This window comes from Paenibacillus intestini, from assembly GCF_030803945.1.
Taxonomy (GTDB): domain Bacteria; phylum Bacillota; class Bacilli; order Paenibacillales; family Paenibacillaceae; genus Paenibacillus; species Paenibacillus polysaccharolyticus.
In genome coordinates, this window is the sequence record NZ_JAURUN010000014.1 from 72,755 (window position 1) to 92,361 (window position 19,607).

Annotated in this window: 21 protein-coding genes; 7 read left to right on the forward strand and 14 right to left on the reverse strand. The window is 38.4% G+C overall.

The window, feature by feature from the left end; translation table 11 throughout:
- Nucleotides 1-11 precede the first annotated feature (11 nt).
- Entirely contained in the window at nt 12-605 is a 594-nt protein-coding gene (locus J2T16_RS25840) for a TerD family protein (protein ID WP_154891224.1), read from the reverse strand.
- Nucleotides 606-644: 39 nt separating this feature from the next.
- On the reverse strand, nt 645-1,091 hold the full coding sequence (locus J2T16_RS25845) for a tellurite resistance TerB family protein (protein ID WP_090917587.1): 447 nt from the start codon (nt 1,089-1,091) through the stop codon (nt 645-647).
- 438 nt (nt 1,092-1,529) lie between these two features.
- On the opposite strand from J2T16_RS25845, the gene J2T16_RS25850 reads away from it, so the two are divergent.
- Nucleotides 1,530-2,783, forward strand: a complete 1,254-nt coding sequence (locus J2T16_RS25850; protein ID WP_499019597.1) for an MFS transporter — start codon at nt 1,530-1,532, stop codon at nt 2,781-2,783.
- A gap of 192 nt (nt 2,784-2,975) precedes the next feature.
- Here the strand turns inward: J2T16_RS25850 and J2T16_RS25855 are convergent, their stop codons facing one another.
- The 11 genes from J2T16_RS25855 to J2T16_RS25905 all read right to left on the reverse strand — a co-directional run bounded on the left by J2T16_RS25855 (nt 2,976) and on the right by J2T16_RS25905 (nt 10,943).
- Complete coding sequence (locus tag J2T16_RS25855) at nt 2,976-4,265, reverse strand: galactokinase (RefSeq protein WP_499019600.1); 1,290 nt, start codon at nt 4,263-4,265, stop codon at nt 2,976-2,978.
- Nucleotides 4,266-4,759: 494 nt separating this feature from the next.
- Nucleotides 4,760-5,248, reverse strand: coding sequence for a stalk domain-containing protein (locus J2T16_RS25860; protein ID WP_221789210.1), 489 nt, complete (start codon nt 5,246-5,248; stop codon nt 4,760-4,762).
- Between the two features lie 341 nt (nt 5,249-5,589).
- The gene (locus J2T16_RS25865) at nt 5,590-6,189 is read right to left on the reverse strand and encodes a hypothetical protein (RefSeq protein WP_499019604.1); all 600 of its coding nucleotides are present in this window, start codon (nt 6,187-6,189) and stop codon (nt 5,590-5,592) included.
- Between the two features lie 386 nt (nt 6,190-6,575).
- The gene (locus tag J2T16_RS25870; RefSeq protein WP_499019605.1) at nt 6,576-6,749 is read right to left on the reverse strand and encodes a hypothetical protein; all 174 of its coding nucleotides are present in this window, start codon (nt 6,747-6,749) and stop codon (nt 6,576-6,578) included.
- Between the two features lie 32 nt (nt 6,750-6,781).
- A complete protein-coding gene (locus J2T16_RS25875; protein WP_499019607.1) occupies nt 6,782-7,210 on the reverse strand; it encodes a hypothetical protein in 429 nt (142 codons plus the stop codon).
- A gap of 117 nt (nt 7,211-7,327) precedes the next feature.
- Complete coding sequence (locus tag J2T16_RS25880) at nt 7,328-7,813, reverse strand: hypothetical protein (RefSeq protein ID WP_499019610.1); 486 nt, start codon at nt 7,811-7,813, stop codon at nt 7,328-7,330.
- A 73-nt stretch (nt 7,814-7,886) separates the two neighbouring features.
- A complete protein-coding gene (locus J2T16_RS25885; RefSeq protein ID WP_499019613.1) occupies nt 7,887-8,264 on the reverse strand; it encodes a hypothetical protein in 378 nt (125 codons plus the stop codon).
- Nucleotides 8,265-8,354: 90 nt separating this feature from the next.
- A complete protein-coding gene (locus J2T16_RS25890; RefSeq protein WP_499019616.1) occupies nt 8,355-8,684 on the reverse strand; it encodes a hypothetical protein in 330 nt (109 codons plus the stop codon).
- Between the two features lie 18 nt (nt 8,685-8,702).
- A complete protein-coding gene (locus J2T16_RS25895; RefSeq protein WP_499019619.1) occupies nt 8,703-9,170 on the reverse strand; it encodes a hypothetical protein in 468 nt (155 codons plus the stop codon).
- Nucleotides 9,171-9,180: 10 nt separating this feature from the next.
- Nucleotides 9,181-10,305, reverse strand: a complete 1,125-nt coding sequence (locus tag J2T16_RS25900; protein ID WP_499019621.1) for a WXG100 family type VII secretion target — start codon at nt 10,303-10,305, stop codon at nt 9,181-9,183.
- A 167-nt stretch (nt 10,306-10,472) separates the two neighbouring features.
- Nucleotides 10,473-10,943 (reverse strand): hypothetical protein, encoded by a 471-nt coding sequence (locus tag J2T16_RS25905; RefSeq protein WP_499019623.1) that lies wholly within the window; start codon nt 10,941-10,943, stop codon nt 10,473-10,475.
- Nucleotides 10,944-11,136: 193 nt separating this feature from the next.
- Here J2T16_RS25905 and J2T16_RS25910 point away from each other — a divergent pair, with 193 nt between their 5' ends.
- The 6 genes from J2T16_RS25910 to J2T16_RS25935 all read left to right on the forward strand — a co-directional run bounded on the left by J2T16_RS25910 (nt 11,137) and on the right by J2T16_RS25935 (nt 17,803).
- Nucleotides 11,137-11,484, forward strand: coding sequence for a helix-turn-helix domain-containing protein (locus J2T16_RS25910; RefSeq protein WP_342554414.1), 348 nt, complete (start codon nt 11,137-11,139; stop codon nt 11,482-11,484).
- 189 nt (nt 11,485-11,673) lie between these two features.
- Entirely contained in the window at nt 11,674-12,768 is a 1,095-nt protein-coding gene (gene dndB / locus J2T16_RS25915; protein ID WP_342554413.1) for a DNA sulfur modification protein DndB, read from the forward strand.
- Nucleotides 12,761-14,263, forward strand: a complete 1,503-nt coding sequence (gene dndC, locus J2T16_RS25920) for a DNA phosphorothioation system sulfurtransferase DndC (protein ID WP_342554412.1) — start codon at nt 12,761-12,763, stop codon at nt 14,261-14,263. The genes dndB and dndC overlap by 8 nt, the downstream gene beginning before the upstream one ends.
- A 17-nt stretch (nt 14,264-14,280) precedes the next feature.
- Complete coding sequence (gene dndD, locus J2T16_RS25925; protein WP_499019626.1) at nt 14,281-16,281, forward strand: DNA sulfur modification protein DndD; 2,001 nt, start codon at nt 14,281-14,283, stop codon at nt 16,279-16,281.
- 2 nt (nt 16,282-16,283) lie between these two features.
- Nucleotides 16,284-16,652 carry a DNA sulfur modification protein DndE gene (dndE, locus tag J2T16_RS25930; protein ID WP_499019629.1) on the forward strand — a complete coding sequence of 123 codons (369 nt, stop codon included), beginning with the start codon at nt 16,284-16,286 and terminating at the stop codon, nt 16,650-16,652.
- 17 nt (nt 16,653-16,669) lie between these two features.
- Complete coding sequence (locus J2T16_RS25935; RefSeq protein WP_499019631.1) at nt 16,670-17,803, forward strand: cysteine desulfurase family protein; 1,134 nt, start codon at nt 16,670-16,672, stop codon at nt 17,801-17,803.
- A gap of 45 nt (nt 17,804-17,848) precedes the next feature.
- Here J2T16_RS25935 and J2T16_RS25940 read toward each other — a convergent pair whose 3' ends face one another.
- The gene (locus J2T16_RS25940) at nt 17,849-19,585 is read right to left on the reverse strand and encodes a GmrSD restriction endonuclease domain-containing protein (protein ID WP_499019633.1); all 1,737 of its coding nucleotides are present in this window, start codon (nt 19,583-19,585) and stop codon (nt 17,849-17,851) included.
- Nucleotides 19,586-19,607 lie beyond the last annotated feature (22 nt).

The following is a 19,607-nucleotide window of genomic DNA, read 5'->3' on the forward strand; positions in this document are numbered from 1 at the left end:
AATCCTCATTTTTACGTATAACGACGAGCAAGCTCATCGATATGTACAGCATGAGCACCTTCACCAATAGCTGAGAATTTCCATTCGCCACCATGTCGGTACAGTTCTCCACAGATGAGGGCTGTCATACCCGCATAGCTATCCGACAGGTTAAAACGAACCAATTCTTGCGAATTGCTACCATCCAGGATACGAATATAAGCACGTTCAATCATTCCAAAATCCTGTTTACGATTAACACAATCATATATGTTCACGACGATCAGAATTTTATGAACATCAGCAGGTACGACGGAGAGGTTAATTTTGATTTGCTCATCGTCCCCTTCACCTTCGCCCGTCAAATTATCTCCGGAGTGAACGACAGATCTACATAAACTCGTTTTGTTATGAAAACAAACCAGATTTGTTTCTTTGGTTAACTTTCCATTTTCACCTAATAGCAAAGCTGAGGCATCACAATCGATATTGGCTTGTTTTTTTCTCCCGAAAAACCCTTTCGAGGCTACAGGGTCCCAACCCAAACCGGCGATCACCTGGGTTAATCCAGCTTTACCTTTGGTTAAATCAATTTTCTGTCCCTTTACCAAGTTAATACCGGCCACTAATATTCACCTCCTTTCAACTTCTCTATCTAATAGACTCTAGAGACTAAACTCACCTGGATTCAGGCCCAGAACTGTACAAATTTCCGCTACTACTCTTCGCTCTTGATCATCAAAGTTACCATCAGCAGCACCAATAGCACTGCATACACCTACAATGACACGCCCTACTTCAGGTTTGGACTTGAACTTGGCAATCGCCTTCAAAGCTTCCTGCTTCCCGATCTCAGGGGAAAATTCGAAATTATTTACATAATGATTGAATCTTTCAATCACGGTTGTCATATCAAAAACCTTCAATTCCTGACTCAGGTTAATATAACCTGCCATCTTGTTCTTCTCTGAAGCATCGACGGACCCATCTGCAAAAGCAACCAGGGCACAACCAGCTACTACAGCATCCATGAAATCTTTGTTCTTGAATCGCTTGACTTGATCCTCTAAACCTTGCTTGGTTGAATTGAGCCAATTCTTAAAAGCACTCATATGTACCCTCCGTTAACTTCATAATAAATGCATTTATTCTGGTCAATACACTGTAAAATTCCAGTATACTGTTTACAACCTAAATGTCAGAAATCAACAGTTAAATTCTTCCTCAACTATACTCTTTTCTGTGCCAATTTTCTACAATAAAAAACAAAAACCAATCTTTTATACCACTTCATACTTTTTTCTAATATAATTCGTAATTTATTCATTTTATCTACAATTTATTACAATATTCGACATCATAATTCGACAATAAATGCGCATATGAACAATATCTTTTGAAGAAAACAGGAATCATATAATCTCCAAAATTTGCGGATTTCTACCAAATAACATAAATTAGTACTAGAGAAAATCTTTAATTTAATCTATTACATGAGAATCCGATCTACACGCTACATACCAGTCCCATATCTACGAACGGAGGAATATATGAAATCAAAATCAAACTACTCCAAGCTGTTCGGTGCCTTTTCCCTTACGTTTCTAGGAGATGGATTAACGCTCGCTGCCGTCCCCTGGCTTGTCTCCACCCTAACAACGGACACGTTATATGCATCCATTACGATGACTGCCCTGCGATTACCTTGGCTGATTTTTAGCCTGCCGGTTGGCGTATTGATCGACCGATATTCACGCAAACATATGCTGGTTGGAGCCAGCTTTACCCGGATGATATTTCTATTGTTCCTGACGATCTGTATCTGGGGAGGCTGGATCAGCATACCTCTGCTTGCCTTGTTTATGTTCGGGATTGGTCTAAGCCGCGTTGTCTTTGACAGCACCGTGCAGACGATCATTCCCCAGGTTGTAGAGGAGAAAAAACTGGAAAAAGCCAACGGCCAATTTACTGCCGGGCAACTGATCACCAGTGATATTCTGGGCGTAGCGCTTGGCGGATTCATTATTACGATGCATATCGTCTACCCTTTTGCCATTGACACCGTGACGGCTATACTCTCGTTGTTACTTATTAGTGGTCTGCGCGGCAGCTTTCATCCCGCGAAATCAAACGAATCCCAAGTTGAAGAAAAGGCGGAGAAGGAAACTCGCCCGATGAAAAATTGGAAACGCGAGATGTGGTCCGGCATTCAGTATGTGTTTCAAGACCGCTTTCTTCGCGGCCTGGCCATCTTGTCGGTAACGATTACGCTAATGTTCTCGATGATTCTGGTCACTCAAATTTTCTTTGTACGTGAAGTATTACAGCTGGAAGCGTATGCCTTCGGTATTCTGATCTCTATTGCAACCATCGGCAGTATTCTGGGGAGTCAGGCTGTAGCTTATATGCGGAAACGCTGGAGTTCCAAGCAACTCATTCTGCTCTCCATTCTGTCGATGGGTCTACTCTATGGAGCTGTTGGTCTAACGTCCAATGCGTATGTGGTCGGTGGTCTATACTTCTGCGCAGCCTTCTTCATTGTTGTCTACAACGTGGTCCGTTCGTCGATCCTGCAACGCTCCGTTCCAAATGAACTGCTCGGACGTGTAGGCAGTGTGTTCCGTTTTCTGTCGTTTGGCATAAGCGCCATCGGCACCTTGCTGGGCGGATTGCTCGTTCGCGTGAGCGAAACCTTTTTCGACCGTCTGTTCTCACTGCAATTGCCTTATCTGTTACTTAGCGTCGTTTACATCCTGGCCTGCTTCCTGTTTGCTTCCAAAATGCGAAATGTAGCTGAGCAGTGACAGTAGCAATCGTCAATATACACATATCGTTGATTCGCTCCTTCGAAAACAGTGACAATCTTAACTATCGTTTCAGCATGAGGCTATCGTTGGATCTCCATGTTAAAACAAAAAAGCGGACTTGGAAGGAATATCCTACCCGAGTCCGCTTTTGAATTCATTCTGTCTTTATATAGCTATAATCAAGCCGGATTAATTCAGTTCTGCATTCAAGCAGATCGAACCATGCTGACGCACGTTAACGACAATGACTGGTGTATCCAGCATACCGCGCATCCAGTTCATATACTCTTCTGCCTTCTCGTTTGGTACAATCGCCAGAATAACACCTGCGAATCCACCACCATGCACACGACATGCGCCATCACCAAGGTTGCTCAGGTAGTTCTCGGTCAAGGCAAGCGCCACGGAGATCTCCTGTTCACGAGAAGCCCCGCCTTGATACACGTTCTGCAACCATTTCCATGAAGAGTTACCCGATGCAGTGATCAGTGACAAGAAATCAGCAAAACGCCCTTCGCGCAAAGCGGATACCTGTCCATCCACACGTTTGTTCTCAGCCAGGAAGTGCAATGCACGTAACACCGCACGGTCTCCTGCTGCTTCACGAATCGCAGGCAATTTTGCATAAATATCTTCTTCTGAGATTTCACGCACGTATTCAGCGCCAAGTGCTTTCGCAACAGCTCTCATCTCGTTAGGTACAGAAGCATAATCTTCTGTCAGATCGGCATGGTTGCCACCTGTATTCACGATGACCAAGGAATATCCGTTTTCTTGGAAATTCCACTCCACAGGCTCAATCACAGGTTCAGCCGGATTTGCAAAATCAATCGAGATCAAACCGCCAAATGCACAAGCCATCTGATCCAGCAGGCCGGACGGTTTGTTCCAGTAGTGATTTTCCGCATATTGTCCGATTTTTGCCAGCGTTACGACATCCAGTTTGCCATCGTTATAGAAATGGTTCAGGATCGTACAGATCAACATTTCGAAGGATGCAGAAGAACTTACACCCGAAGCCGCAAATACGTTACTGGAGATGTCTGCTTGGAATCCACCAATGTTGAACCCAAGCTCTACAAAGCCCGCAGCCATACCACGAATCAATCCGGTAGTACCGTCATCTTCGGTATTAGGTTTCAAGTCCGCAAGGTTGATGACATACTTTTTGTCGTATCCCTCGGAGTAGAACGTAATTACGTTATCGCCTGTCGGCACAGCCACGGCAATCGTGTCCAGCGTAATGCTTCCCGCGAGCACTTTACCATGGTTATGGTCCGTATGGTTACCGCCGATCTCACTGCGGCCCGGGGAACTGAATAGATGCATTTTCTCCTGCTCACCGAAATGCTCGCGGAACGAAGCATCCAGCTTCTCGTAACGGGCACCCTGCTCCTCTACATGCTGTGGTCCGTACATTTGCGCAAGCAAAGCCTGTCCCTGTGCTGATTGAATGAGTTCTGTTACCTGTGTGGTCATCTCTATTCCTCCCATTTCATATGCAAGCGGTATGTAACCGCTATCCCTTGTGTCGTCTAAAATCCTTCATCGGATTAGCCATCCCCATTATCTCAGCTTCTGAGCCGAAAAGGTAGGGCAGAATTGAAATTTTGGAAGCGTTTTTTGAAACATGTGTCCATTTGGGAAAATGCATAATCCCTAACTTGAACGAGATTATGGAATATGAATCTTGATGGTGTATTTTCTTCCATATTTTTGTTGAAAAGGAGCCGATATATACGTACTGACTACAGGAATTTATTTGAGTAATATACATACTGATGTGCTTTAGTCTTTTGGGTTGCATATCTGGTCTGATCTTATTTTGTTTTGTTAATTTGTTTGCCCGCCTGAAAAAAGAAAAAACCTTTAAGACTTATGCTCCGTTGTGGGAGCATGTCTTCAAAGGTAAGGTTCGGATGGATCGGACTTCCTTCCATGAACAGTCTGCAAACATCGTTGTGGACATGAAGCTATTGGATGCTCGACATTTGCGCTGAGATGGACACGTTCCCCTCTTTTACAATAACCTCGTTGAAAAAAGGTTCAAAGAATGAAGCAGGCACATAGGTTATGCCTTTTCTGGATTGAACGGGTACAGGCAATTCTACATCCTGAGTCAGATTGATGACTTTCAGTTTCCCCGTAAACTTAGCTAGCGTACTGCCATCCTTCACGATAACGGATTGAATGCTGTCTTCTACACGAATGGCCTTCTCTGCTACGAGCCAGCTGACCTTGTATCCCAAAGACTCTGCCGTAGCGCGCAAAGGCACCAAGACCGTTCCTTTTTGCTCGAAAGGCATCAATTCCGTTTTACTCGTCTGTATCTCTTTACCGTTCACGGTTAAGGTGTATGCTGGTGCGGCCGCCGCTGCACTGACTTTGGTAGCTGAAGCATATAGCGCACCGGCTACGGTGACAACGCATAGTGCGGTAGCAAACAGTATCCATTTTTTCATAAAAGTGTGCTCCTTTCTCGCTTATCCTCGGTTTGGAATTTATGTTTCAGACGTGAGTCGTAGCTATTTTGTTTCACAGCATACTTTATAATCCCCAGTCTAATTACAAGCCTTGTAGCTCATAATTATGTGCCAAAGCTCTATTGCAAAAAAAAGCTTATCTGCTTCGTTAATGATGAAGCACAGATAAGCTTTCTTAAAGGCCTATTTTAATCAGTCCAATTATATCTACATTTTATTGTAATTAAAAAATATGAATCTCCAAAAAAAACAAAATTAGCTGTACATTAAACAAATACTTCAGCGATTTTCCCCATAACTACACACTCTAATTTTAGTAGTTATCTGAACTCACCAGCTAAATCAACTCCATCGAATGTAGCTTTAGGATAGTAAAACACAAGAATAGGTAACCCAGTGAAAGAATCAGTCTTATTCAACGTCAGATAACTTACCTTACCAGATGAAGCCTGACTCACTGTATTATTATAAATCTTCCCCATTGAACCATTTTCAAAGTTGACAATACCTACACAATCAATCTTGATTTCTGCTCGAATATTTCTTTTTATTGCACTAGTGTCCCATGCATCCATGTATAGTTTCCAACTATTTTTACCAAAACTAGATTCATACTCTACATATCCAGTCAAGGCTAATGTTTTATCATTTCCTGTGAAATATTTCTTTGATGTAGATAAAATTGAAACTTCACCTTTATTTTGATTATATGTTATATTATTGTTTAAAGATGAATACTTTATTAAAAATTGTGTGTCCTCCTCGGAGAAAGGTTCGTTTATATCATACTTGTCCAAAATATTTTGTATTGTAGATGTAATATCTTCTTCTCCAACACTTGCATATGCTGAATTCGTAAAAATAGTAGAAATAGATGTAGAAACAAAAAGTATAATTAAAAATATACTGATCTTCTTCATTGTACTTCCTCCTGAAATTTATATTATGAAAGGGGTTTAGAAATGGATATTGTTTGGAGCAATATAATATTCTTCATTCTTGGTCCTATAGGTTTAGGAGTATTAATCTTCGGAATAATTTATTTTAGTAAGAAAAAGTCTTAAATTTATCACCTCCAACAAATAAACCTCCTCCCATATAATATTATATATTCTACAATTATCCATTTAACCTCTTTATAATTTTATTTTCTCACTGTTTTATTCATTCTTATAACTTCAACATACCAATAGTATGTTAATTAAAAATCCATCAATACCCTTGTTCACCTTGAAAGGGGTATTGATGGATAAGTTCTAAAAGCAAGTATATCTATATAAAATACCTTGTACCTTTAAGTTTTCTCTTATTTTTCTCCCTTCTCGAAATACGCATGCAACCGATACAAACATATTTCCCGTGTCCAGCGATATAACACTGCTCTTTCCTCTGAGTTATGCACCTCTATATTCAACGAGAATACGCCATTTTCGAACCGCGTCATACTTCCCTTTGCCCCGCTCCACTTGGACATGGGCATGTCAATGATTAGCTTCTCAATCTCCTTTTCTGTCAGATACGTATAGAAAAATTCAAAAGCTTGTCAGTGGCTTGGAACTGCTCATGCTTCTTATTATGCTGGAGATTGACCGCTGTATTCATTCCATCCATCTTTACTGCTCTATAGTAAATCTCATTATCTTCTACTGCAATATAATCATTTGTCTCTACATTTTTTACTTTAAATAATTTTGTCCCTTTTTGATACTTGTTGGAGAACAGATTGGGTAATTTATCGCCCTCATCTGTAGAGTGTTTTTTAATTGTTCCAATTTCGATTTCCACATCAGTTGTAGGAACAGTGTCAGTTGTCACCTTGTAAACCCCATTCTCCCAAGTTACGACATCAAATGCCCAGCTTTGAAGTTCATTGTGCCCTGAGTTTGAGCATGCCACAAGTAACAACATGGAAGTCAGAATGAATACAAAAGTCCTTCTCATAAAAATCCTCCCACTACAAAATAATGTTATATCATAATCCGGAAAATTATCATTATGCCAGAAGTATAGTCGTAGGATAGTTAAAAACTTAGAATAAGAACCTCCAAATTCTGTTACCTATAAGGAGTTCGGGTTCACATAACACCAATCAGACAGATTAGAAGTTTTCAAAGCTTTATCGAGATCAGACAATGTATACACCCAATCTTCCTCTATCCAAACTATCATCTGTGTGTATCTCGTAAGAAAATGATACAGAAAGGTCAGCGTGACCTCTTCATTTTGATAAACCTCATCAATAATAAGTGTGTTAAAGTATACCTGCCGACCCTCTCTCCATTCCAACTCTCTGTATTGATGTAGAGCAGGTTCATCGTACACGTCGACTCTGATCGTATTATTTACCTTGCCATGGTCTGACTCTTCTTGGTTTGAAAGTGAAATGCCTAAGGCACAATGTTTCATGTTCTGTTCTGAATCTACATCTTGAATTCCATCAATGAAGTGCAGGTTTGATTCCAGACAGACTTGTCGTATATCTTCCACCAAACGATCTATGGGTATATTGCTGTTCTCTTCTACCAATACAAAAGCCGATGCCATTATTTCAGTACCTCCAAACAAAACAGCCCATTACTCCTCTATTAAAAGTGAAATGGGCTTCTTATAATAATATTTATTTGTTAAACACGATATTCTCCTGTTCACTTTCAAAAACTTTATTCTCATATATCTGCCAGCACAAATGATAGTCTCCATCATGATCATCTATCAAAAAATATCCTGTTATATCCTGAATGTTAGCCATCTCAGAAAGTTGATTTTTCATAAAATCAAGGTGATACTCTCTAATATCTGCCCCATAAAAAACATATGCTGTCCAATTAATTTGCTTCTCCGGGAATGTCCAGCCCAACTGGTACAGTGCCAATTTATCTTCATCTAGTAAACCTTCATTAGAACTCGCTGTGAAGTCATCTCTTATCTTTTTCACTTCGCTAACTGTATTCTCATCACACTCTAACCAACCTCTAACAGATACATACTTTCCCATGTCCAAAACTCCTTTGGGCAGTAAAGATCATTCGTCCAAACCACTCTGGTTAAGTTCGCGGAGATTGAATTGAAATTTCGTGTTGTCAGCTCAATATCTCAATATATCTATCCATTTAAACATTTCAACTTTTAACTGCTCATCGCATTGTTTAAGAGCCTCTTCTAACAAGTCTTCAAAGATTTCTTTACGACTTATAGTTGTCAACCACCTATCTAATTCAATATCCTTCAATCCTGGTGGCATATCTTCAAAATCACTCCACCATTTTTCTATTGCAAGCAGTAACCACCCATTTTCGGTATACAGTTTAGTTGAATTCTGATCCATTACTTTAAAAATGCACTGAAGTACTGCACCTAATTGAGCATCATGTATATAACGTGTACGCTGAGCATAGCGAATTGCACTTTGTGCCAAAAGAATCTCCCCTACTCACTAATTTGGTATGGTAGGTGGATAGAGTTGTTTGTGCTCCAACTCGAACCATTGCTCAATATGGTTGCATAATAGAGGAATATCTCGAATCGCTAGTTCACAGATTTCTTTATAAGATGCTTGAAGCACTTCTTCCAGTTCCAAATTCAACTGATATGCCTCCGTTTGTTTTGCATGATATACATCGGCGGGCTCAATAACATAATTTTTATTTTTAGATATAGAACTTAAATGTATTGCCCATTTTAGGCTACCTTTAAATTCCTCGATGCAGTGCTTTAATTGTTCATAAACCTGATCAGCTTTGTGGAATCTAAAATAAAAACCTGCAGGTTGCTCATAGATCCGATTTGGATTGTACATCTCAGTCCTATTCCATTCGTACGATCCCAATTTGGCCAATGTATAAGCCATGAGTTCCTCTGGTAATAACTCTTCTTTTTCCTTTAGATAAATACTCTTTGACATAATATTCACCTCACTTAAGAGTGCGTTTACTTACTACAATATCACCATTGTTATGTCTGCTAACTGAGTCCATATATTCCTTTATAGGCACAGGATCATTAGTTAGACGAGGATCATAAATATACTTACCATCAGAATAAACGGTATGATAAACATATGATTTCATTTCTCCATATTCTTTTACTTGGATATCCTTCAATTCTGTCCTAGATTTAATTGTGAATATCTCACCTTTTCCACCTGCTGCTTGAGCTAAATCGTCTGCAATCTCTGAACAATCGTAGGCTAGCTCTTTTTTATAAAATTTTGACCTTGATTGTATTGTATTCAGAACTGCTGAATTGCCAATTCCGGTAGTGGAATCTTGAGATGATTTTGTCCCATGTTCAGACGTGGATCTCCGACTAGATAAGGATCTATCACTCATACTATTAAACTTAGACTTTGTGAAGGCTAGTCCGTCTTTCGGAACTCTATAGCCCCTATTATACATCCCCGTAAAAGCCATCGCGATCTTACCGATTTGTAAACTTGCAATAGAAACTCCTGCTTGCCACGGGGGTATAGATGCTCCTGTAATAGGATGATGGCCTTCTTCAAAGGCCTTAATTTGTTCATCATATATATCTCCCCCACCTGACGCCGGTCGCTTCGGCCCTGCTCTCATTTCTTCATAGGTGCCACCATGTTCCCAATACTTAACAAACTCTTTTTGCCCTGGCATCCCATCCTCAGCTTCACTGGCAGGCATGTAAACACCAAACAATGAATTATATACCATTCTCCGTTCCTTTTCGAGATTACCAGTATCACGATTCGTCATAATGCCGGCAGCAATCTGTCCTGCAACTGCCCCCACGTTAACCTGTTCCTGATCTGCTTGCTGGAACCTCTCGGCAATAACCTTGAGTTCCTGAGAGGACTTCACCATACTCTCCAATGCACGATCCAATACAGGACGAGATTGCTGAAAAGCGAAGAAAAACCGTTCTTGTGTGGCTCCCGCCCACTGTGACTCTATGAAATCGATCCGTACGGTCAGATCACTTCGTATAGACTCCAGCTGTTGTCTTCCCTGCTCAATCTGTTTAGATACATGTAGTAGTTGCTCTGGTGTTACTTTAATTGTACTCATAAGGTTCTCTCCGAAATAAATATGATTTAACTATGTTAGCAGAAGTATAAGACACATACATCCGTCCAATATCCTGATTTTTCCTTATTATAATAAACTTTCGCTAAGTACCTGTACTCTTGAAGTCCTATTTTTAATAAAGCTGACCACTACATTCAATTAATAGTTTATTTCAATTCTGCATCATTCTTCAGTCGATTCTCTAACTTCCCTAGTATTTCTTCTGTTCGTTGAAGCAGCTTCTCGATGTTGTTTGGTTTTAGCGTCTGATCTTGGTTAAACTCTTCTATGCAAGACATATGTTGAATCGTACCGATGAACATAGCAATATCCAGTCCGGGCTCAGTATCCGTATGCACTATAGGCAAAATCTCATTCATGGTAAGCTCCTTCGGTGGATGTACTACCTGATACTTTTGGATATATAATGCCTTGATCATGGAAGCTAGCGCCCAATCGCAGAGGATCAGACAAGCTTGGAACTGATTGTAAGCAAGCATAATGTTGGCAAGTTTGATGTGATGATTAGAAAGTTTCTGATATTCAATTGCCTCAGTCTTTAAACGAGATGAACTATCATTCAGGCCAATAGCAAATTCTTCATTCTGCCGATTCGTGTAGGAGTAAACATGATTCATATCAATCAACTCCTCAATATATTAGTTTAGAAATCACAATACATTGAACACCCTGTTATGATTTTTTGTTATTTTGGACAAGATATAACTGAAATATTACTACATAGTAGTTTTTATTACAAATAACTTATTTTCTATTGGTTAAATAACCATGGTTCTTTCTCTACACTTCTAATTAAAGAGAGGTGTTCATATGTCTGAACTTTTGGAACTGGTGGGCGCGAGGATCAGAGATCTAAGAAAGTCTAAAGGTCTTTCTCAAGAGGTATTAGCTGAAAATGCGGGATTTAATCCGAGTTACATTGGTTTTATCGAAAGAGCAGAACGAAACATATCATTGAAAAATCTAGAGAAGATTGCTGCTGCCCTAGATGTCGGCGTATACGAACTATTTACATATGTTAAAGAGCGTGAAGAGCTTTCACAATATGATGAAAATATTGTTAAGATTATTTCTCTTCTAAGAACCCACGAACCTAAGCACACTCTGATGGTGCTTAATGTCATTACGGAAATCTTCGATACTTACGATAAAAACTAAAATAACGAGGTACATCGATCTAAGAAGATCGAATGTACCTCGTTATTTCATTATGTCTTCATCTTTTATTCACGTAATTACGTACTATATTTACTTTATTATGTAATTTAGACATTGAACATTCGTTCGTATTACGATAAAATCAATATACATTCTACGTTATTACGTACGTAAAATAGGAGGATGCCTATGAATTTTAGTTATAGTTTTCCAGCAATTCGCGGGATTCAAGCTGGAAGAGATTTCTATACAGTAATGTGTCCATTGAAGTTAATACCCAGGATATTCCTTTTTGATGAGGAGGAAATTCCGGCCGACCACCGTGCACAACGCTTAATGAATAAATCAAGAATTCCGGATATTACAAACTATATTCTTGAGAATCCTAAAGATTATATTTTCTCTTCGTTAACTGCATCAGTAAACGGCGAGCTAATTTTCCAGTCACAATCGGAAGAGTTTAAGGATCTTGGTTATTTAAATATTTCTTTAGATGCTCAATTTCTCATTAATGACGGTCAACATAGACGAGCAGCTATTGAAGAAGCTCTCAAAATCTCACCTGAACTTGGTGATGAGACAATTTCTGTAGTTTTCTTTCACGATCTCGGACTGGTGCGCTCCCAGCAAATGTTTTCGGATCTGAACCGTCATGCGGTAAACACTACGTCTTCGATCGGAATTTTATATGATCATCGAGATCAACTATCCTTGATTACCAAAAGTCTAATTAATGAAATCCCATTGTTAGAACGTTATACAGATCGTGAAAAAGTTTCTTTGTCTAAAAATTCTCCAAAATTATTTGCACTGAATCACATATTTAATACAATATGTAGGCTTTTAGGAAAACGTAAAGGTGAGTTGATTTCGGAACCGGAGAAGAAATTCGTATCCGATTTTTGGGCTCTTCTTTGTGTTTCTATTAATGAATGGCAAGATGTATTTAATAAACGAACCTCTCCAAGAGATCTTCGTATTGGCTCCGTTGTCGCTCATGGTGTATTTCTAGAAGCTGTTGGTATAGTCGGTCACTATCTTTATCGTTATCATGCAGATGAATGGGATTCATATGTTAAAAAGTTCTCAAAAATTGACTGGAGTCGAGATAATAAAACGGATTGGCTAGGGCGAGCTTACGGACAAACTGGACGTATCAATAAGACTAATGAGACCATTCAATTGACTGCTAATCTTATAAAAATCAAACTTGGTCTCCCCCTCACAGAAGCCGAGCAGAAAATTGAAAATAAAATAAAAGAAGGTATATCTGCTGATGTTTAATATATTTGATACAGGAACAAAGTTTATAGAAGCCAAAGAGCTTGTTAAAGAAGTCTATTTATCTGATGAGCGGCCGTGGGTCGTCGGATTCAGTGGAGGAAAAGATTCCACAGCAGTTGTACAGCTGGTTTTCCAAGCCTTGACCGAATTGGAACCTTCTCTTCTGAAGAAAAAGGTATACGTAATTTCATCCGATACGCAAGTAGAAACACCACTAATTATTGACAAAATCACTAGAACTCTTGGACGCATACAAAACAAAGCACTTGCAATAGGTTTGCCTATCGAAACTCACAAAGTACGTCCAAAAGTTGAACAAACATTTTGGGCCTCTATTATTGGAAAAGGGTACCCTACTCCTCGTCAAAAATTCAGATGGTGCACAGATCGCTTGAAAATCGAACCTGCAAACCGTTTTATTTTGGATAAGGTAGATCAGTTTGGTGAAGTCGTTATGCTACTAGGAGTTCGCGATTCAGAAAGTTCTACAAGAGCAGGAGTAATGCAATCTCATACTATAGAAGGATCAAATTTAATGCGTCATTCTACTCTTCGTAATGCATTTGTTTTTGCACCGATCCGCTCCTACAATCTAGATGATGTATGGGAATTTTTATTGCAACATGAATCGCCCTGGGGCGATGATAATAATGAGTTACTTCAACTCTATCAAGATTCAAGTAGTGAATGCCCTCTCATCGTAGATAAAGAGGTAAAAGAAAGTGCAGGATCTTGCGGCAATAGCCGTTTCGGTTGTTGGACTTGTACAGTTGTTAGTGAAGATAAGGCTTTAAGTGGGTTTATTAACAATGGCGTGGACTGGTTACGACCTTTATATGATTTCAGAAACTTCCTAGTTCAAATCAGAGAGGATCGTACCAAAAGACAAAAACATCGTATGAATGGCGAAGTCTATTTAACGAACAATTTAGGCGGTATAGATCCTGAAGATCTGAGTAATCCAAGAATCTACAAATCTGAAATCAAACATTTCATTGAAGAAAACAATATCGATCTTGCCTCAGTTGAAGAATTGGATGTTTTAATTTTTGATGATTCAAATCCAGATGCTCCTCCAAAACGCTTTGGTGTTGGTCCGTTTACAATGAAAGCACGTGAAGAAATCCTAAGAAAGCTATTGCAAACTCAGGAAGAAATACGCCGCTTGCATGATCCTAATGTCGAACTGATTACATTTGAAGAACTTAAGGCGATTCGTAAATACTGGCATGATGACTTACAGTGGGAAGATCGACTTCCACTAATTGTTGAAGAAGAAACAGGCATTTCCTACGACTGGCATCAAAATGATCGTCCTGTTTTCAAAGAAGATCAGGTTACTGATCTTGAATCTCTCTGTCAAGAAGAAGGGGTCAATCTTAATTTGCTTAAAGAGTTAATATCTGTTGAAAAAGAATATTCAGGTGTAAAGGTTAGAAGAGGTTTATTCCAGGCATTTGATAAAACACTCAGACAAGATTTCTTACATTTATAAAGGTGGATTAAAAATCAATGCACATTCAAAAACTGGCTCTTCGAAATATAGGAGCTTACCATGGAGAGCTTAATAAATTTGATTTTCGTACAACAACTAACCGTAATGTAATTCTACTTGGCGGTAAAAATGGCGCTGGTAAAACAACAATATTAGAATCTTTAAGAATCGTTTTATTTGGTTCAATGGCATATGGTTTTGTAACAGAAAATGAACCCTACTATCGTAAAATTAGAACATTGCTCAATCGTAAAGCAATTAATGAAAATGTAAATGATGAATTTCAGATTACTCTCGATTACAGTTCAACTGAGGATTTCGAATTGCATGAATATTCATTAGTAAGAAGCTGGCGAATAAAGAATGATCGTATTCGTGAGAGTTTTTCAGTAAAAAGAGACAATCAATTTTTAACAGCACAACAGACTTCTGATTTTCAGAGTCGTTTAAGGGAAGAAATGCCTCCAAAATTGTTCGAACTTTGTCTTTTTGATGGTGAAGAGATATCACGGATCGTTTCAGAAGAAAAAATTCCAGAATACTTGAAAGAGTCAGGTAAAATTCTTTTCAATCTTGATCTCTTTGTGAATCTTGAAAAAGATCTGAACACATATCGAATGCAATATGCTCAGCAAAATGCTAATGCAGCGGAAGAAGTTGCTCAGTATGAGAAACTTGAGAATGAAATTAGGCAGCTCCAAGAGACCATTGAAGAAAAGCAGCTACTTTCAATTTCATATGAAGATGAGATCAACAATCTGAATCATGTAATTAAACAAGATAAAAAAGATTTTGAGACTCACGGAGGCTTATTACAAGAAAAAAGACAAGAAATTGTTTCACGGATCAATGTGATTGAAAACAAACGCAAAGCAAATTCAGAACATGTTCGCCATTTCGTTTCTTCCCTTCTTCCCTTTTTTATAGCAAGAAAACAGCTCCAACAAGTGGATCATCAGTTAAATGCAGAAAAACAATATGAGTCATATGAGTATGCTGCGAATACGCTTAAACAAGACAAACTAACTTCACTTCTGACTAGTACTCTTGGACAAACTAAAGAAATTGAAAGTTCCGAAATGAAGTCCATTTTTGAAGGTATCCTGGATTTAATCAAACCGAATCAAACGGAATTAATACATCGTGCATCTTTTGAGCAACGTAGCGAGATTCATAATTTGAATAAACAACTTGAATCTCTTAATATTACAGATTACATTAACCGCTTTGATGAGAATGCTCTGCTATTAAAAGAATCTCAAGAACTAAGGACTAAATTGGAAACCAATGATCAGGCCAGTGAGTTTAAGGAACTTCTTGAACGTATCGAGCAAAAAACAAAACTATCTGAACAACACAAGATATTAATTGAACAGCTTGGATCGGAAATTAATAATCTTACAGAAGCCTTGCACACTAAGCTGTCTCAAAAAGATAAAGTAGAAGAAAAAATTAGAGAATATCATAAATCAGAAAAGTCATATGAAATGACCGAGAAATTACTGACAGTTAGTCAACGTTTCAGAGAACGGCAGTGGCGTAAAAAACTAGATGATGTAGCTAATGAAACAGTACGTATGATTGACGTACTGTTTCGAAAGAAAGGTTTTATAAAAAGAATTCACATCGACCACACTTCTTTCGAATTAAAGCTGTACAACTTAATGAATCAAGAAATTTCAAAAGAGCGCTTATCTGCTGGTGAAAAAGAAATGCTCATGCTCACTGTAATATTGGCAATGTTTCGAGTATCGGGTTGGAAGCTACCTTTTGTATTTGATACACTCATGGGGAGATTGGATCAAGACCACAAAAAGTCACTTATTCAACATTTTATTCCTCGTTGTGGAGAACAAGTCCTTATGTTTACAACGGACTCTGAAATAACGTCAGAACAGTTTCCTGTGATTGAAGAAATTACGGCACGTTGTTACACCTTAGAATATGATACCTCTAAGGAAAGTGCAGTTATTGTGAAAGACCGCTACTTTGATATTATTAGAGAGGCGGTACAATAATTATGAATTTCACCTTAAAAACATCAAAATACGCTAAAGAAATTCTTACGCAACTTCATGCCTCTACTGGAATCACACCTAATATCCTGATCCGGTATGCTGTTGCTTTATCCCTAAGAAACACTACTGAGATTGTGCCTATTACAAAGGATTTTACAGATGGTTTAGTATTGAATCGAAGTACTGTTACTGGTGAATATGACTATGCCTTCCGAGCGATGATTACTCAGGCTGCAGGCTGTGAATTGACAGATGAGGAGTTTTTCCCTGCTTATTTTAATGCTCATTTGGAACGTGGTATACGAATGTTGGCTTCAGAATATAAAACGGCAGGAAATTATGAGAAATTCATTCGTAATTTGTTATCTTAACGAAAGTAGTGATCCTAATGCTATATCTCGACAATAGCGCTACAACAAAGATCCATCCTGAGGTTTTGGAAGCAATGCTCCCTTATCTCCAAGAGGAGTTTGGTAATCCCTCCAGCAAGTTTTACTCCTTGGCGGAGAATGCTAAAAAAGCGGTGGCTACTGCAAGAGAACAAGTTGCTCAACTTTTAGGGTGTGACCCGGACGAGGTTGTATTCACAAGTGGGGCTACTGAAAGTAACAATATGATTATTAAGGGTGTAGCTGATTATTATAGTCATAAAAACAATTCTTCTAAATATTTGTTAACCTCTGCTGCTGAGCATCCTTCTGTACTCGAAACAGTAGAGTTTCTCGGTGAACGTGGGTACAAAACGAAATTCCTTGAAGTGGATACTTTTGCAAGAGTTAATGTTCAGAATGTCACTGAAACAGTTACTAAGACCCAGCCTCTGCTTACTTCTTTTATGTGGGGAAATAATGAAATCGGGTCATTAAATCCCATTGACGAAATTTCCAATTTCTTTTCCACAAATGATCTATTCTTCCATACGGATGCGACACAAGTTATAGGTAAAGTACCTGTTAATTTGCGGAAGCATAGTGGAATTCGCTTTCTCTCTATGTCGGCACATAAAATAGGCGGCCCCAAAGGAATCGGGGCCGCCATCATACGGAAACAGTCGAAAGAGATTTTCACTCGCCTTACCCCTCTTTTACACGGGGGAGGACAGGAGAACAACTATCGAAGTGGAACTCTTGCTGTTCACAACATTGTTGGACTAGGCAAAGCTGCTGAGCTAGCTTCTCAGCATTTAGAGAAAAACTCAAAACGTTTAAATCAATTGGAAACCTATCTAGTTGATATTCTAAAAACTAATCTAGGAGACAAGATTAGTTTTAACAGTGACGTTCACGATAAAATCCCAGGATTAATTAGCCTTCAATTTATTGGTGTAAACAATGAATTATTGCTGAAGAAACTTTCTAGCTTCATTGCTCTTTCTTCCGGGTCTGCTTGCAGCTCAAGTAAGCCTAGCCATGTGCTGAGTGCCGCTGGTAAAACGCTGGAGGAGGTTCGCCAGACGATACGAATTACTTTAAGTGCTGATGTAAGTGAAACAGAGCTGGACTTATTTAGAGATATAAAATAACAAAAAATGACAGTCAGGCCTTAAAAGAACCTGACCGTCATTTTTTTAAATTTTCATTATAAGTTGTGAAGAGATATAATTGATTCTTCTTCCCCCAATATCCGGTGTCCTATTCGGCTCCAACAGTTCAATTTGATCAAGCTGAGAGGACTGATTGTAATTTGTAAACTCTTCAACTAACCACAAACAGTAAGGGTGTACCTGATGTGTGTTTGATTGAATGTAATTTATATATATACCTTGTGGCCCTAACTTTGAGGAGCAAGAGGTAGCTTTGGCTACCCGGTTTTGGTTTTGAGGAAGAGGCGCAAAATTCCTCAAACTTTCTCCCTCTTCATTCAAACTACCTATTAGACTTTGGGGAATCAAATGATCTATATGAAAACTAGCTGATGAACGTCCAAAAACTAACGGTGTGTAATCTGTTCCTTGACCTCTATTTGGCAACAACATAGCATTGAATATCCGCTTAGCTTTATTTTTATCAACCTTATTTAAGCAGGCAAGCAGCCAATTTAAATCCGCAGATTCGGAAATAGATCTATTTATAAAGTGCACTGATATTTGATTTGCTATATCAGTAAGAGTTCCTACCTGTGTTCCACTAATTATTCTTTCTGCATAGATTCTCGACCTTCCTATTGTCCCATCTAATAATACACGATAACTTGAGATTAAAAGAGATTTTAAATCTTCATCTTCACATGTCCCTCCTTCCAAAAAGGAAGGTTTAGGAAGATCATAATGAATGAATTGAATATAATAATGAGAGATTAATATAGCTAATGGGATACTTCCACAATCTTTAATCTCTTGTAAATAACCATTAAATCCTGTGGGACTCTTAAAATACTCGACAAAATCAAGAAAATTATTTACATCACTTATAAGAAGATCTCTTCCCCAAGTTGGAAATACCCTTGTCGGACTCTCATTTAAAGATTTTAGTATAACATTTACAAACGGCAAAAGACTGGTATCAGGTTTATCATTATTTGTGAATATTCCTGTAAAGTCGTTCTCGATCTCATCTATATCAGTTGCAGACCAACCGGCACTAGCACCTTGCTCTACAATAAGTGCTCTCAACAAGTCAACAGGCCCTAAATCAACCCTTACAGTATTTATTCCTAAGAAAGTACTCATTATTTCTATTGGTCCATTAAAATTAAAATAGATATCTAATGCAACTTGTCTATTTAAATAAGTAGAATGAACTAATCTTGACAATCTTTCACCGTTATCTCTAATTAATTGCTGAGATATATAATTTTCTACTTTTTCTTTTAGTAGCCGATATTGCGTTTGAATTGCCATTCTAGGATGATTTAGAAACTCATAGTCATTATGCAAATACACAGCTGATAAAGATAAAACTCTAGCAATAAGTCCTGTAAAATAACGACTACAGCTAGAATGAGCTGCTGAGCCAGAAGAAAAAACTTTTTCATGTAGTATTGATAAAATCATTGTTCCTACTGAGAATCTTTGTAACCCATCGACTAAAATAAGATAGTTAGGAGAACGTAAATTACTAAATTGTCCCTCATGTGGGAACTGAGCAAGTATAACATTCCCTAGTAGAATAGAGGGAGATTCCAGAAACTCCTCTACATTATCAATCTCCCATGAAATCCCTCTTTGATATCTTGGAATTTCTATCCATTCATGTATTCCTAGATCAATAAGTGTGCTAACATCACTTCCGTTATGGGGAATTAATGCTTTACTTGTTACATATTCGTAGAATGGGGGTACTGGACCACTTCGTTGTATCGGCATATTATATTTCTCCTTCTAAACT